The following is a 16067-nucleotide window of genomic DNA, read 5'->3' on the forward strand; positions in this document are numbered from 1 at the left end:
TGGTCGAATGCACCGGTCTTGAAAACCGGCAGGGGTTTGTAGCCCCTCTAGGGTTCAAATCCCTATCTCTCCACCATCATTGAAGCCGCTGAATTTATTCAGCGGCTTTTTTGTTTCTGCCGTTTTATTCCTTTGCCAAGCAAATTACGACTATTGTCGATATTTCGCATTTTCCCTAGTTAGTCCATGCTTAATACTTCTCGTATTATCTTTGTGGCATTAGGGAATTTATGAAACATCGTTTAGCAAAGAGTGTAGGACTTTCTTTATTATCGCCTGTGATCGTTGGTTGTATCTTAGGCCTTTATTATGCGTTTTCACTTGAAGGAAATGGCTTTAGTATTTTCTTCAACTTACTTGTCAGTGCAATAGCCAATGCACACATTGTAGGCTTAACTATGGCTGCATTTGTGGTACCTGGCTACCTGCTTATGTATAAGTATGCGAAAGTAAATTATTCAGGTGTGCTGACACTGGGTTTACTAGGTGGAGCTATCTTTAGTTACTTATTGAGTGCTACAACAGGTATGGCATTTGTAGTCAATGCTGTCATGTCTGCCCTTGCAGCAGGGCTGTTTTTATTTGGTTTAAGACAGGGCCTTACAGCACAATCTTCTCATCAATAGCAGAATAATTAATCAAGCTGAATGAAATTGAGGGCAAAATGTTTTTTTTTGCCCTCAAAAGGTTTCATTTGTCGTCTACAAAGAGTACCTTTAGCTACTGTATGTTTAATAAGAAGTAGTTTGGTATGCAAAAGCAAGATTTTTACCAGTCATTAGTTAAACAAACTGAATCGCTAATCACTGGTGAATCAAATATCATTGCCAACATGGCAAATATTAGTGCGTTGTTATTTACCTCACTAGAGGACGTAAATTGGGCGGGCTTTTATTTGATGGATTCACCTGAAGAATTAGTGCTAGGGCCGTTTCAAGGTAATCCTGCATGTATCCGTATTCCAGTAGGTAAAGGGGTATGTGGAACTGCCGCGCAAACACAACAAACACAACTCATTGAAGACGTGCATGCATTTGCTGGCCATATTGCCTGTGACGCTGCATCTAACTCAGAAGTAGTTGTGCCGATTTTCAAAGACGGTAAAGTATTTGCTGTACTTGATATCGATAGCCCAAGCATTGCGCGATTCGATGCTGATGATCAAGCTGGTTTAGAAGCATTGGTAAAGTGCTTTGAGGCAAATCTAAAATGAAAGATCTGCTAAATGTGCAAGATTACCTCTTTGCAATTGCTGATGTTGGTGATTGGGAAGGGGAAGAAGAAGTTGTTGCTGAAAGGCTCAACGACCTGATTCACATGGCTTGGGATCGTCTACCGGACGACCTTGACTGTGAATCAATTGATGAAATTATAAATGGTATTTGGGAACACCTTCGTGGTGATTTAGCGCTTATTGAAGCGGACTTCGAAGAGTTGACCGACTGGGTAACACACTATGTCGATTCATCACTTGATGAAAAGATGTAATAAAAGGTTCTAAGATGGAAACCACAAACAAGCTAAAAGATATTAATGAAGTACTGGATTTCTTATATCAAGAATTTCCACAATGTTTTAAACAAAAAGACGGTATTCAGCCGCTTAAAGTCGGTATCTTTAAAGATATTGCTGAGCGCATTGAAGGTTCTGAGAAGGTAAGTAAAACTCAGGTACGTCAAGCATTAAGAAAGTACACCTCAAACTGGCGCTATTTAGAAGCTGTGACAAAGTCTGAGTTCCGTATCGATCTTGATGGTAATCAAGACGAAAAAGTTGAACAAGAGCACATTGAGCACGCACAAAAAGCGTTAGAAGAAAGCCGCGCTAAAATGGCGAAGCGTAAGAAGCCGCAACGTCCACGTAAAGACGGTGACACAAAATCTTACAAAAAGAATACTGGCCACCACGCTAAATCAGGCGAAAAAGGCGCTAAAGTAAGTAATAAGCCAGCTAAAGCTGCTCCTGCAAAACGTTCAGGAAAAGTTGAACCTTTACCTGCCTCTGAGGTCAAGGTTAATAGCAAAGTTAAAGTTAAACTTGGCCAAGCACTTGTAAACGCAGTTATTACTGAAGTGAATAAAGATGAAGTTCACGTTGAGTTAGTAACAGGGATGCAAGTTAAGACCAAAGCAGACAGCCTGTATATCATTTAATAGCTGTAAAAAATAAAGGAGTTGTGTATGAGTAAAAAGTTTACGCTCATTCCGTTAGTCGCTGCCCTGTTTTCAGGTTCATTATTGGCATCTTCAGACAATTTGACTGAAAAAGATCTGCCAGTACTCAAGCAAGAAAGCCAACATAGTACGGCAAGCAAACGGGTGACAAACTTATTTACTCGTGCACATTACAAACCAATTAAATTTAACGATCAATTATCTGAAAAGGTTTTTGATCGATACATTGAATCTCTCGACTACAACAAAAATGTATTTTTAGCGTCTGATATTGCTTCTTTTGAGCAGTATAAAGATCAGTTTGATAATGCATTGTCGACAGGTAAATTGGGATTTGCCTTTGATATTTTTAACTTAAGCTTAAAACGTCGTTTTGAACGTTATGATTATTCTTTATCGCTGCTTGAAAACGAAATGAAGTTCGATAAAGAAGATGAGTATCTGTTCGACCGTGAAGACGCCAATTGGGCAACAAGCCAAGCTGAGCTTGATGAACTTTGGCGTCAACGAGTCAAGTACGATGCTTTACGATTAAAAATGACGGGTAAAGACTGGCAAGGCATTAAAGAAGTCTTGACCAAACGATACCACAATGCGCAAAAACGCTTAGTGCAAACTAATAGTGAAGATGCTTTTCAAATCGTGATGAATTCATTCGCACGAAGCATTGAAGCGCATACCTCTTATTTATCACCTCGCCGTGCTGAGCAATTTAAGATGGACATGGATCTTGAATTAGAAGGCATTGGTGCTGTGCTTAGCTATGATGAAGACTATACAGTAATTCGTAGCTTAGTACCTGGTGGCCCGGCTGATAAGTCAGAACAAATTAAAGCAGATGACCGTATTATTGGTGTTGCCCAAGAAGGTGAAGAGTTTGTTGATGTGATTGGCTGGCGTTTAGATGACGTAGTTGATCTGATCAAAGGCCCAAAAGGGACAAAAGTTCGCCTGCAATACCTAAAAGGTGCAGATGCTCACGGTACACCTAAAGTAGTTGAAATCACTCGTGATAAGATCCGCTTAGAAGACCGCGCTGCAAAATCTGAAGTATTTGAAGCAAAATACTCTGACTTAACCAGCAAAATTGGTGTTATTGAAATTCCTGGTTTCTACAACAATTTATCGCAAGACGTTAAAATTGAAATTGCGAAATTAAAAGAAGCCAAAGTAGACGGTATTATCATTGATTTACGTCAAAATGGTGGGGGCTCACTCTACGAAGCAACTCAGCTTTCCGGTTTATTCATAGACCAAGGTCCAGTAGTGCAAATTCACACGTTAAATAATCGTATTGAAGAGCAAAAAGACCGTGACGGCGTCACTTTTTATGATGGCCCACTCACTGTTTTAGTTGATCGTTACAGTGCATCAGCCTCAGAGATTTTTGCTGCAGCAATGCAAGATTATGGCCGTGCAATTGTGATTGGTGAACAAACATTTGGTAAGGGTACAGTACAGCAGCATAAACCCCTTGGCCGCGCCTATGACTTATACGATCACCCATTAGGTAGCGTGCAATATACAATCGCTAAGTTCTACCGTATCAATGGCGGAAGCACGCAGCACAAAGGAGTGATCCCTGATGTGTCATTCCCATCAGCAATTGAACCATCGGAGTGGGGCGAGAGCCAACAAGATAATGCCTTACCTTGGGATAGTATCATTCGCGCTAAATATAATTCTGTCGATAACTTGAAACCAGCTATTGCTTACGTTAATAAGCTTCATGATTCGCGAATTGCAGATGAGCCGGAGTTTGGTTATGTGTTTGATGACATTAAGCGCTACCAAGAAGAGAAAGACCGTAAAACTATCTCACTGGTTGAAGCGACGCGTTTAAAAGAGAAAGATGAAAGTGAAGAGCGTGCTTTAGAGCGTGCTAATGAACGATTAGTTCGCCTTGGTGAAAAGCCAGTAGAAAAGCTTGATGATTTACCTGATAGCCTTGATGAACTAGACCCTTTCTTAGAAGAGGCTGCATTAATCACGCAGGATTTTATTAAATATGGTCGTATTGCTAAGAAATAATTGGCAATTAAATAGCAATATTGATTAATAAAAAGGCGCTTAGGCGCCTTTTTTGCTACCTAAAACAGGTCAGGTTGTTATAATTGCAGGATATGGCTGCCCAAAAGCCACTGAAGTTTTGCGTCAAGCTTACAATAATAATTAAACACGCCACATAAGACGTGTAGGAGACTATCTTTTGAATTCAATTGAAGAGAAGCCAATTAAACAGGCCAGTTTTTTAGATGCCTTGATCCCAATTACTGTGCTCGTGTGCCTGCTAGGCGCCGCTGTTTATTTATTCGGTGATAATTCATCATCAGGTCCTAACCAAATCGCTTTATTATTCGCTACTTTTACTGCAGCATTAATTGGTTTAAAAAATGGTTATACCTGGAAAAAACTAGAACAAGCCATGATTGAAGGGATCACCTTATCACTCGGTGCAATCATCATTCTGCTAATGGTGGGTGCCTTAATTGGTACTTGGTTGTTATCGGGTACTGTACCAACTCTAATTTACTATGGGCTACAAATAATTAATCCTAGCTGGTTTTATGCGGCTAGCTGCTTAATTTGTGGCATTGTAGCTATGAGTATAGGCAGTTCTTGGACCACAGCGGCGACCATTGGTGTGGCGTTATTAGGTGTTGCAACAGGCCTTGGCCTTGAACAAGTTGTAACGGCGGGTGCGGTTATTTCTGGTGCCTACTTTGGTGATAAATTAAGCCCACTTTCTGAAACAACTAACTTAGCACCTGCTGTCGCTGGTGCTGATTTATTTGAGCATATCCATCATATGCTTTGGACAACAGTGCCAAGCTTCATCATTGCCTTAATCATTTTTATCTTTATGGGCTTTAATGCTGGAGGCTCAACAGAAGCAGGGCGTATTGATGAAATCGTTAATTTATTAGAGCAAAACTTTAATATCGGTTTTGAAATGCTAGTACCACTGGTTGTGTTATTGCTTTTAGCAATTCGTAAAATGCCGGCGTTCCCTGCAATATCGATTGGTGCGGTGTTAGGTGCGATTTGGGCTATGTTATTTCAGTCAGATTTAATTAACAGCCAAATTGATGCATCACAAGGCCATCTGATTGGCTATTTTAAGTTAGTTTGGACAACTTTCTTTGATGGTTTCAGTATTGACACTGGCGACGAAAAAATGGACTCATTATTAAGCGGTGGAGGTATGGCTGGCATGCTGACAACCACTTGGCTAATTATGACGGCCTTAATGTTTGGCGCAATCATGGAAAAAACTGGATTACTTGATATGTTCGTTAAGAGCATCTTAAAAATTGCTAAAAGCACTGGCTCTCTTATTACTGCAACTATTGCAACTTGTATTGGTACTAATGCAGTTGCAGCTGACCAATACATCGCAATTGTGGTTCCTGGTCGTATGTTTAAAGACGAATATGAAAAGCGAGGCTTAAAGCCGGTAAATCTCTCTCGTACGTTAGAAGATGGTGGCACAATTACTAGCCCTCTTATTCCTTGGAACACCTGTGGTGCCTATATGCAAAGTGTTTTACTAATCAATCCATTTGATTATGCCATGTACGCATTCTTTAATTTAATTAATCCATTATTAGCGATTGTTTATGCCTATTTGGGTATTAAAATTTTACGTATTACCCCAAAACACCTTAAACAACAAGCTAACGCTGAATAAACTATTTAGGCCCTGCTAAGCAGGGCCATTTGGAGTCAGTTATGTCTGCTACGAATAAACCTCAAGCTCAATATTTAAAAGATTACCAAGCCCCACAATTCTCAATTCAACACATCGATTTACATTTTGAACTAGCGCCGTTAAAAACATCAGTACAGTCAACTATGACAATCAATCGTACTGACGAAAGTAATGCTGATCTTTCTCTAGATGGTGTTGATTTAACACTAATTTCTGTGATGGTTGATGACAAAGCTTATAATGATTACACGCTCGAAGATGAAAAGCTGATCATTCATAATTTGCCTAAAAATTTTATACTTAAAATTGAGAACCAAATTGACCCGCAAACAAACACCTCATTAGAAGGATTGTACCTGTCAGGCGGTGCTTACTGTACGCAATGTGAAGCTGAAGGTTTTAGAAAGATTACCTATTACCTCGACCGACCAGATGTACTTGCCAGCTTTGATGTGACAATTATTGCCGACAAAAAGTACACTCATTTACTGTCTAATGGTAACCAAATTGAATCAGGTAACTTAGATGACGGACGTCACTTTGTAAAATGGCAAGACCCATTTAAAAAGCCAAGTTATTTATTTGCACTAGTTGCTGGTGATTTTGATGTGCTACGTGACCATTATACAACCCAGTCTGGTAGAAAAGTTGAATTAGCCTTGTTTGTGGATAAAGGCAACTTATCGAAAACGCCCCACGCGATGACGTCTTTAAAGAAGTCAATGCAATGGGACGAAGAGCGCTTTAACCTTGAATATGATTTAGACATTTACATGATTGTTGCCGTTGATTTCTTCAACATGGGTGCAATGGAAAATAAAGGTCTCAATATCTTTAATTCAAAATGTGTTTTAGCAAATCAAGAAACGGCCACCGACAAAGATTATCATACGATTGAGTCTATAGTTGGCCACGAGTACTTCCATAACTGGACAGGTAATCGAGTCACTTGCCGAGACTGGTTCCAATTGTCGTTGAAAGAAGGGTTAACGGTTTTCCGTGATCAAGAGTTTAGTAGTGACTTAGGCTCCCGTGCACTTAATCGTATTGATGCAGTTAAAGTTATGCGAACTCACCAATTCAGTGAAGATGCAGGGCCTATGGCGCACCCAATTCGACCTGAGAAAGTCATTGAAATGAATAATTTTTATACTGTGACTGTGTATGACAAAGGAGCTGAAGTTATCCGTATGATGCACACCTTACTGGGAGAAGAGAAGTTCCAGCTAGGTATGGCATTGTATTTCGAGCGCCATGACGGGCAAGCTGTTACCTGTGATGATTTTGTGGCTGCAATGAGTGATGCATCCGGTATTGATTTAACGCAATTTAAGCGATGGTACAGCCAAGCGGGTACACCAAAGCTCAATGTAGAACAAGTGTATAATGAACAAAATCAGACTTTTACATTGAGTATTGAACAATTCGCACCTGATAATCAGCCCAATAATGCCTTATTACACATACCGTTTGCTATTGAGCTTTTAGATAGTGAAGGGCAGTCGCTACCTCTTGTGATTGATAATCAGCCACAAGATTCGGTATTAAATGTTACTGAAAAAACGCAGAAATTTGTTTTTGAAGATATTACACAGCGCCCAGTAGCAGTGCTACTTGAAGATTTCTCAGCGCCATGCATTGTTAATCAAAATACGTCTGCAGCTGATCTGTTACATATTATGCGTTTTGCTCGCAGTGACTTTTCACGTTGGGACGCTCAGCAGCGTTTATTTACGAATGAAATGAAAGCGGCGATTGCCAGTGGTGAAGCTTGTTTATCTGATGATATCTTGTCGGCATTAAAGCTACTAGTTGATAATCGTGAAGGTGACCTCGCACTAATTGCGGAGCTGTTAAAACTGCCTAGCTACGATACTCTTGCTGCAGAATATGCCGTCATCCCTGTTGATGACATTATTGCTGTGCAAAATGCATTTGAATCGCAAATTGCCAACTTCCTAACAGAGTCATTGGTTAATTGTTTTAACGCCCTTGATGACGATGGTTCAACATCCGCTACAGCCGTTGCCGTACGTGCTCTTAAGCAACTTTGTTTATACTATTTAGCGAAAACAAATCATAGCGAAGTTAGCAGCTTAATTAGAGAATCTGCAAACAGTAGCAATATGACCAACGCCCTTGCTGCATTAAGTGCTGTGGTTAAAGCAAACCATCCACTGTGTGACACACTGCTAAATGAGTTTGATGCTAAATGGCGTCATGATGTGCTTGTTATGGATAAATGGTTTGCCTTACAAGCAATGAAAGATTCAGCAACGAGTATCAACGATATTAAAGCACTCTATGATCATCCTAGTTTTGACTTTGGTAACCCTAACCGAGTGCGTGCTTTGGTTGGTAGCTTTAGTCACTTTAATATCACTCAGTTCCATCGTGCAGATGGAAAAGGGTATCAATTACTAGGTGATTTACTGGTTAAGCTTAATGATATTAACCCGCAAAATGCATCGCGCATGCTGACACCGTTTATGTCATGGAAACGCTATGATGAAAATCGTTCAGCGGCAATGAAAGCACAATTGCAACGCTTAGCTGATTTAGATGGTCTCAGTGATGATTTGTTTGAAAAAGTTGAGAAAGCTCTCGAAAGTTAATGAATGAGTATTACTTTGCCTTGTATCTGAGTTATTCAGAATGTCTTGATTACTATCATGGTAAATATAAATCTGTGCAAGTCACAGAGGATGGTGGCAAGACTGTTCGCTTTGATGCAAACCATTTACGCCCTTTTATTTCATCCTTAGGTATAAGAGGGCGCTTTAGGTTGACATTAACCGCTGAAAATCAGTTTTTAAAACTAGAGAAAATTAGTTAAAAAGCAGCTTTGGCTGCTTTTATTTTGTACTTTTTAATCACTAAAAAGTTAATTTTCACTGTCTACTATTTTCTAAATTTATTATATTTTTGTTAATTCGATTTGTTCTATTGTTAATTTACGTGTATAAAATATCTGGTATGACGTCTTACCAATGCGTAAACGTCACATTTTTAAATAAATATTAACCGATTGAACGCGTTCTATATTGTAATTTTACTGTTTCGCTTCTATCGTTAGAAAGATACTAAAAACAACAATTTGATCACAAAACAACCCGTTACAGGGGGATGAACACAATGATAAAACGATCGCTTTTTGTTAAAAACAAAATAGCTTTGGGACTCGCGGCGGCTACACTCGGACTCTCAAGCACATCTTTGCACGCGGCAAACTTTGAATTAGGTGACTTTGACATACGTTTTGACTCTAATTTCTCTTATGGCCAAAGTATTCGTGTTGAAGACCGAGATTTCAAACATATAGGTAAAAGTAATAACCCTTCATTCGATTGGACGGGTTATCATTCTGCTTTAAATCCAATCTATTCTTCTGCTGATGTATGGAACCAACCAGGTGCATATTCAAATAATGGTGATGCAGGTAATCTTAATTTTGATAGTGGTGATTCATTTTCAAAATTATTAAAAGGTAACCACGAGCTATCAATCAGCAAAGATAACTTTGGTTTCTTCACTCGCTTTATGTACTTCTACGACTTTGCGTTGATGGATGGTGATTACGCATATAGCAATCCAACTTCAGGCAATAAAGTTGATCCATGTGATGATGACGACACAAAAGAACAAGTGTGTGCTGATTTACGTTTACTCGATGCCTATGTATGGGCAAACTTTGATTTAAATGAAGGTCGTAACCCACTGTCTATTCGTTTAGGCCAACAAGTTGTTAACTGGGGTGAGAGTACTTTGATTTCGCATGGTATCAACGTAAACCCAGTTGATATCGATCGATTAAAAGCCCCTGGTGCAGAATTAAAAGAAGCGTTCATACCTGTAGGTATGCTTTGGGCATCTCTCGGTATTACAGATAATTTAACGCTAGAAGGTTTCTACCAGTATGAATGGCATGAAACACGTCTTCCTGCGGCAGGTACATATTTCTCGACCAACGATTTCGCGTCTGAAAATGGTTATCAGCAAAATATTCAACTGGGCTTCACCTCTAACCCAGATATTGATTTAGCATTCTTAACAGAAAGCTTAAATAATTTAGATGACATTGTTCGCTCGCAAGGTGTTGATCCTACATCAGCACAAGGTCAAGCAATGATGGCACAAATGTACCTAGCTTACCCGACCAAAGTGGCATTAAAAGGCAAAGGTTCTGCAGGTAAAAACGAACCTGATGACGGTGGTCAATATGGCTTACGCCTAGGTATGTACTTACCTGAATTAAACGACACTGAAGTGGCGTTATACCACATTAACTATCATAGCCGTCGCCCGGTAATTTCTGGTCAGGTATCTAACTTCACTGATGCGGCAATAGCTGCCGATATCGGTATGTTACTAACGACAGAAATCACAGAAGATAATGTAACAGGCTTACAAGCATTCACTAAAGGCCAATTAGAATACCCTGAAGATATTAAGCTGTACGGTCTTAGCTTCAATACATCAGTCGGTGAAACAGCGCTTGCTGGTGAATTTGCATTCCGTCAAGACGAACCACTACAAATTGATGACGTAGAGTTACTTTACGCGGGTATGCCTGAGCAATTAGCGGTTGCAGGTATTCGTCCTGACTTTGCTGGTATTTCACAAATGAGTTTAGGCGATGCTACGAGTGTTGTAGGTCCAGGTGAAGTTGCACAAGGCTTTATTCTTCGTAACACGGCACAATTACAATTTACTGCAACGCATTTATTTGGTCCTTCGCTAGGTGCTGATAGCTGGGCGGTAGTTGGTGAAATTGGTGGTGTACGTATTAATGATATGCCAGATTACGATGAGCTTCGTTTAAACGTTGCCGGTACTGGTCGAAGCGGTATCATGCAAGGCCCATTAAGCGATGATTATTCAACGCTACACTTAGGTCTTTCAAACGGTCCTGAAACGAATCCATTCCCAACGGCTTCTGCATGGGGTTATCGCCTAATTGCCAAAGGTGATTATTATAACTTCTTTAGCGGTGTTAACTTCTCGCCACGTTTTGTGTTCTCGCACGACGTAAATGGTATTACACCTGATCCAATGTTCTTATTTGTTGAAGACCGTAAATCGCTCGGTGTTACCATGAACTTCAACTATCAAAATGCGTGGTCATTCGACTTTAGCTACAACTCGTTCTGGGGTGGTGGCGCAACGAATACTTTCTCTGACCGCGATTATGTTTCTTTCAATATTAAATATTCAATCTAAGGGTAAATTATGATTATTAGAAAACCTACCCTCATCGCAGCAGCATTTTGTGGCGTTTTCGCAAGCTCAAGTGTACTTGCAAAAATTACCGCTGATGAAGCGGCTCGTTTAGGTAATGATTTAACGCCTATTGGCGCAGAAAAAGCAGCAAACAAAGATGGCTCTATTCCGGCTTGGACTGGTGGTATAACAAAACCACCTGCTAGTTATAAGCCTGGTATGCATCATCCTGACCCGTTTGCTGATGATAAAATCTTATTTACGATTGATAAATCGAACGTTGACCAGTACAAAGATTACTTGAGCCCAGGTCAAGTTGAATTATTCAACACGTATCCTGATACGTTCAAGATGAATATTTACCCAACTCGTCGTAGTGCGTCTTATCCTCAGTTTGTATACGATGCAACTAAAAAATATGCAACGACAGCTGAGTTAGTAGAAGGTGGTAACGGTATTAAAAATACCGCTGTAGGTGTTCCGTTCCCAATTCCTAAAGATGGTTTAGAAGCTATTTGGAACCACTTACTACGTTTCCGTGGTTTATCAATTGCGCGCTCTGGTGGTCAAGCAGCACCGACAGCGTCAGGTTCATACAACTATGTTGGTTTTGATGAGCAACTATTAGTTGAATACTCATCACCTGAAGCAACGCCAGAGAAACTACAAGAATCTAATATCTTGTTTAAGTTTAAGCAAAAAGTAACTGAGCCTGCTCGTCTTGCAGGTACTGCGTTACTAGTTCATGAAACCATGGACCAAATATTAACGCCACGCCAAGCATGGACATACAATTCAGGTCAGCGTCGTGTTCGTCGTGCACCTAATGTTGCCTATGATGCACCGGGAACAGCAGCTGACAGCTTACGTACGACAGATGATTTTGATATGTTCAACGGTTCTCCGAATCGTTACAACTGGACATTAAAAGGTAAGCAAGAGCTTTATATTCCTTATAACAGCTACAAGCTTCACAGCGACAAACTAAGCTACGATGATATTTTACAAGCAGGTCATATCAATCCTGAGCATGTTCGTTATGAAAAACACCGTGTTTGGGTTGTTGAAGCGAACCTGAAAGAGGGTACTCGTCATATTTATAAGAAACGTGTTTTCTATATTGATGAAGATAGCTGGCAAGTACATGTAACGGATATCTATGATAACCGCGATCAAATGTATCGTGTAGCGATGGCTCATGGCCTTAACTACTATGAAGTACCGACTCATTGGAGTACGTTAGAAGTTTATCATGACCTTAACTCTCGTCGTTATTTAGCAATTGGTTTAGATAATCAAGAAAAAATGTATGATTTCTCACAATCATTCAACGATAACGAGTTTACTTCAAGCGCATTACGCCGCGAAGGTCGTTAATAAAATTAAGGCACCTGACTCCAGGTGCCTTTTGCAATTCGCGTAAGTCATCAGTACACGCAATAGGTTTCCCAGTGACTTTTTTGACTTCTCTTTTTTATCTTTTCGAAGGCGATTTATCTTTATGAAGTATTTGCTTTATGCCTGTCTTGCTTATAGTGCTTCATGTTTTGCTCAAGACATGCCTATGCCGCAACAAGCTATTAGCGCTGTTAACGCAAACAAAACTCTACTCACCGACATTGAACTAGCTGGCTCAAATCTTGTTGCTGTTGGCAAACATGGTGTGGTTATTACAAGTACAGATGCTAAAACTTGGCAACAAGCGAGTGTACCGACCCAAGTACTACTCACTGCAGTTGATTTTTATAATAGCGATTTAGGCTGGGCCTGTGGTCATGATGCAACCATCATTAATACACAGGATGCAGGAAAAACCTGGCAATTACAGCAGTCTCTACCAAACATGGATAAGCCATGTTTAGATATTTTATTTACTACTGCTGAGCATGGTTATGCAGTAGGTGCTTACGGCATGTTTTTTGAAACTAATGATGGTGGCCAAACTTGGCAGAAACGTTTTTTAGATAGTCTATTATTTGAGGAAGACCGTGAATACCTCAATGATTTAAAAGACAGTGATCCAGAAGGGTATGAAATTGAAACCGCTTCAATACTCCCACATTTTAATCGTATTGTTAAAACCGATAATAGCTTATTCCTAGCTGGTGAAATGGGGTTAATGGCACAAAGTTTCGACAATGGACAAACATGGCAGCGTCTTGAAGAGATCTATATGGGCTCTTTCTTTACGTTTGCGTCAACTGCAGATCAAGGTGGAGAAGACCTAGTTGCAGGCCTTAGAGGCAACATTTTTACTCGCCAAGCTGGCAGTGAACAGTGGCAGCAAATACCACACGACAATTATGCAACCGTTAATAGCGCGATTAACTACAACAACCAGTGGCTATTATTTGCTAACAGTGGGGTGATTTTCCATATTAAGAATGACCAACTTACAGAAGAACAAATGGCCGATGGTAAATCGTTACTTGATGGTGTTGTGTTTCAAGACAAACTAATTATGGCTTCAGAAAATGGCATTAAAGTGAAGGAGTTGAATCCGTAATGCGTGGTTTTTTAGATATTTTAGAAAGAGCGGTGTTTCGTCATCGCTTATTCGCAATTATTTCCTTTGCTTTGATCACCTGTTTTTTATTATTCAAGGCAACACAAATTCAATTAGACGCATCGTTTAATAAAAATATACCGCTCAATCATGACTATATGAAGGTTTACACCAAACACGAAAAACAATTTGGTGGTGCAAACAGTATTTTGATTTCAGTCTGTGATGCAGACGGTGATATTTTTAATGAAGAATTTTTTACCCAACTTAAAGCAGTTCATGACCAGCTTTATTTTATTCCCGGTGTGAATCGTCCATTAGTAAATTCAATCTTTGCACCGAGTGCGCGTTTTGTTGAAGTGGTTGAAGATGGGTTTGCTGGCGGTCCAATTATTCCGGCAAACTTTACCGCTGACAAACGTGGTCTTGCGGTTGTAAAAGAAAATATCGAAAAAGCAAAAGTGGTTGGCCGCATGATTGCCAGTGACTACTCTTGCGCGATGGTGACAGCCCAATTACTCGAAACTGACCCGCAAACACAAGAAAAACTAGACACTTTAGCGTTTGCTGAAAAGTTAGAAACGCAAGTCCGTGATCCGCTCAGTACTGATAAAGTCAGTATCCATATCATTGGTTTTGCAAAAATGGCAGGTGATGTAGCTGAGGGGGCTAAAGGCGTACTGTTATTTTTTGCTATTGCGATTGCTTTCACATTCGTGATGGTTTGGTTATTTTGTCAAAGCTTAAAGCTGACGATTTTACCGATTGCGTGTTCAATCATTGCGGTTGTCTGGCAGTTAGGTTTGTTATCGACCTTAGGCTTTGGTTTAGATCCTATGTCAATTCTAGTGCCGTTTTTAGTGTTTGCGATTGGCGTAAGCCATGGTGTGCAAATGATTAATGACATCGGTAAAAAAGTGTCAACAGGTAGTTCAACTCGGGTTTGCTGTCAGGCAAGCTTCAGGGCACTTCTGATCCCAGGTGGTATCGCACTGTTATCTGACACAATTGGTTTCTTAACTTTACTAACCATTGATATTGGTATTATTCGCGAACTTGCCATCACAGCGAGTTTAGGTGTGGCGGTAATTATTTTCACTAACCTGATTCTATTACCTGTATGGGCATCTTATATGCGCTTTGAAGGCACTGTGCATATTCAAGCGGGTACTCACACAGATAAACCAAATTTCTTAGATAAGTTACGCGAACTATTAGTAAAAGCTACTGATCGTAAAACAGCTGGTTTTATTATCGTCTTTACGGCTGTGTTATTTGCAGTGGGTTACTGGCAAGCTGACAAAATGCGTATTGGTGACTTACATGCTGGTGCGCCATCTTTGCACCAAGATGCCCGCTATAACCAAGACACCTTTTTGATTTCTGATAAATACACCATTTCATCAGATATCCTAAAAGTGATTGTAGAAGCGTATCCTGCTGCGTGTACTGAGCATGATGTTATGGAACGTATTAGCCGCTTCCAATGGCAAATGGAGAACGTTTCAGGGGTGCAATCAGCAGTGAGTTTAAGTTCTGTTGCACAGTCAGTGAATGCCGGCTTTAACGAAGGTAATTTAAAATGGCAGAGTCTGCCGCGCAATACCGCCAGTTTAGTGCAAGCAACATCGCGCGTCGAAACAAGCTCAGGTTTACTCGATGGTAACTGCTCTGTAATGCCAGTGATTATTTTCTTAAATGACCACAAAGCAGAAACTATTGACCATGTAGTAGCAAAGGTTAAAGAGTTTGCTGCCGCTGAAGGTACGGATAAATTGAAGTTTAAGCTCGCGTCAGGGCCAGTAGGTGTAATGGCTGCAACGAACGAATCGGTATCGGCTGCACAGCTACCTATGATGCTTTACGTTTACGGCGCCGTAATCCTGCTATGCTTAATTAGCTTTAGAAGTGTTAAGGCTACGGTTGCAGTCGTATTACCTCTGTACATCGTATCAACCTTAGCGCAAGCGTTGATGGTACAACTTGAAATAGGTTTAACAGTGTCGACATTACCAGTTATCGCTTTAGGTGTTGGTATTGGTGTCGATTACGGGATTTACATACTTTCATCAATGATGGGGCAGCTAAAACAAGGTGTGGCACTGGAAGTAGCTTATCGTAATGCATTAGTAGAGCGTGGTAGTGCAGTGCTGTTCACAGGTATTACCTTAGCCATTGGTGTTAGCACATGGATTTTCTCTGATCTGAAGTTCCAAGTGGATATGGGTATTCTTCTGACCTTCATGTTTTTGGTTAACATGTTGGGTGCAGTACTACTTTTACCTGCAATTGGTAGCTTCCTCTGGACTGACCAGAAAAAATAATGTGAATAATTGTGCTCCAATATGGCCAGTAATGGCCATTTATATCTATATTTTGTGAATAGATGACCAAATAGCTGAAAAGCTTAAAATGATTTCATCGAAAAGGCTGTTTATTAGCTGTAAAAGAGTTA

The 16067-nt window shown here is 40.1% G+C and carries 12 protein-coding genes; all 12 read left to right on the top strand.

Features of this window, described 5'->3' with window-relative positions; translation table 11 throughout:
- Nucleotides 1–230 precede the first annotated feature (230 nt).
- A complete protein-coding gene (locus HCZ11_RS02860; protein ID WP_130051390.1) occupies nt 231–626 on the top strand; it encodes a hypothetical protein in 396 nt (131 codons plus the stop codon).
- A gap of 125 nt (nt 627–751) precedes the next feature.
- Entirely contained in the window at nt 752–1213 is a 462-nt protein-coding gene (locus HCZ11_RS02865) for a GAF domain-containing protein (protein ID WP_167657592.1), read from the top strand.
- Complete coding sequence (locus HCZ11_RS02870; RefSeq protein ID WP_063705577.1) at nt 1210–1488, top strand: hypothetical protein; 279 nt, start codon at nt 1210–1212, stop codon at nt 1486–1488. Before HCZ11_RS02865 ends, HCZ11_RS02870 begins: the two co-directional genes overlap by 4 nt.
- A 14-nt stretch (nt 1489–1502) precedes the next feature.
- Complete coding sequence (gene proQ, locus HCZ11_RS02875) at nt 1503–2153, top strand: RNA chaperone ProQ (protein ID WP_130051392.1); 651 nt, start codon at nt 1503–1505, stop codon at nt 2151–2153.
- A 27-nt stretch (nt 2154–2180) separates the two neighbouring features.
- Entirely contained in the window at nt 2181–4205 is a 2025-nt protein-coding gene (gene prc / locus HCZ11_RS02880; protein ID WP_130051393.1) for a carboxy terminal-processing peptidase, read from the top strand.
- A 178-nt stretch (nt 4206–4383) separates the two neighbouring features.
- Nucleotides 4384–5865 carry a Na+/H+ antiporter NhaC gene (nhaC, locus tag HCZ11_RS02885; protein ID WP_130051394.1) on the top strand — a complete coding sequence of 494 codons (1482 nt, stop codon included), beginning with the start codon at nt 4384–4386 and terminating at the stop codon, nt 5863–5865.
- Between the two features lie 41 nt (nt 5866–5906).
- Nucleotides 5907–8501 carry an aminopeptidase N gene (gene pepN / locus HCZ11_RS02890; RefSeq protein WP_167657593.1) on the top strand — a complete coding sequence of 865 codons (2595 nt, stop codon included), beginning with the start codon at nt 5907–5909 and terminating at the stop codon, nt 8499–8501.
- The gene (locus HCZ11_RS02895; RefSeq protein WP_167657594.1) at nt 8501–8722 is read left to right on the top strand and encodes a DUF2835 domain-containing protein; all 222 of its coding nucleotides are present in this window, start codon (nt 8501–8503) and stop codon (nt 8720–8722) included. Before pepN ends, HCZ11_RS02895 begins: the two co-directional genes overlap by 1 nt.
- A 299-nt stretch (nt 8723–9021) precedes the next feature.
- Nucleotides 9022–11106 (top strand): DUF1302 domain-containing protein, encoded by a 2085-nt coding sequence (locus HCZ11_RS02900; RefSeq protein WP_130051397.1) that lies wholly within the window; start codon nt 9022–9024, stop codon nt 11104–11106.
- Between the two features lie 12 nt (nt 11107–11118).
- A complete protein-coding gene (locus HCZ11_RS02905) occupies nt 11119–12483 on the top strand; it encodes a DUF1329 domain-containing protein (protein ID WP_130052285.1) in 1365 nt (454 codons plus the stop codon).
- A 124-nt stretch (nt 12484–12607) separates the two neighbouring features.
- Complete coding sequence (locus HCZ11_RS02910) at nt 12608–13612, top strand: YCF48-related protein (RefSeq protein WP_130051398.1); 1005 nt, start codon at nt 12608–12610, stop codon at nt 13610–13612.
- Complete coding sequence (locus HCZ11_RS02915; protein ID WP_130051399.1) at nt 13612–15936, top strand: RND family transporter; 2325 nt, start codon at nt 13612–13614, stop codon at nt 15934–15936. Before HCZ11_RS02910 ends, HCZ11_RS02915 begins: the two co-directional genes overlap by 1 nt.
- Nucleotides 15937–16067: the final 131 nt, after the last annotated feature.

It is taken from the genome of Pseudoalteromonas sp. HF66 (genome assembly GCF_011806445.1).
Classification (GTDB): Bacteria; Pseudomonadota; Gammaproteobacteria; order Enterobacterales; family Alteromonadaceae; genus Pseudoalteromonas; species Pseudoalteromonas apostichopi.

Excerpts from the sequence above, each read along its gene's own strand:
- HCZ11_RS02860 (WP_130051390.1), top strand. The coding sequence starts at position 231 with ATGAAACATCGTTTAGCAAAGAGTGTAGGACTTTCTTTATTATCGCCT.
- HCZ11_RS02865 (WP_167657592.1), top strand. The coding sequence starts at position 752 with ATGCAAAAGCAAGATTTTTACCAGTCATTAGTTAAACAAACTGAATCG.
- HCZ11_RS02870 (WP_063705577.1), top strand. The coding sequence starts at position 1,210 with ATGAAAGATCTGCTAAATGTGCAAGATTACCTCTTTGCAATTGCTGAT.
- proQ (WP_130051392.1), top strand. The coding sequence starts at position 1,503 with ATGGAAACCACAAACAAGCTAAAAGATATTAATGAAGTACTGGATTTC.
- prc (WP_130051393.1), top strand. The coding sequence starts at position 2,181 with ATGAGTAAAAAGTTTACGCTCATTCCGTTAGTCGCTGCCCTGTTTTCA.
- pepN (WP_167657593.1), top strand. The coding sequence starts at position 5,907 with ATGTCTGCTACGAATAAACCTCAAGCTCAATATTTAAAAGATTACCAA.
- HCZ11_RS02895 (WP_167657594.1), top strand. The coding sequence starts at position 8,501 with ATGAATGAGTATTACTTTGCCTTGTATCTGAGTTATTCAGAATGTCTT.
- HCZ11_RS02900 (WP_130051397.1), top strand. The coding sequence starts at position 9,022 with ATGATAAAACGATCGCTTTTTGTTAAAAACAAAATAGCTTTGGGACTC.
- HCZ11_RS02910 (WP_130051398.1), top strand. The coding sequence starts at position 12,608 with ATGAAGTATTTGCTTTATGCCTGTCTTGCTTATAGTGCTTCATGTTTT.
- HCZ11_RS02915 (WP_130051399.1), top strand. The coding sequence starts at position 13,612 with ATGCGTGGTTTTTTAGATATTTTAGAAAGAGCGGTGTTTCGTCATCGC.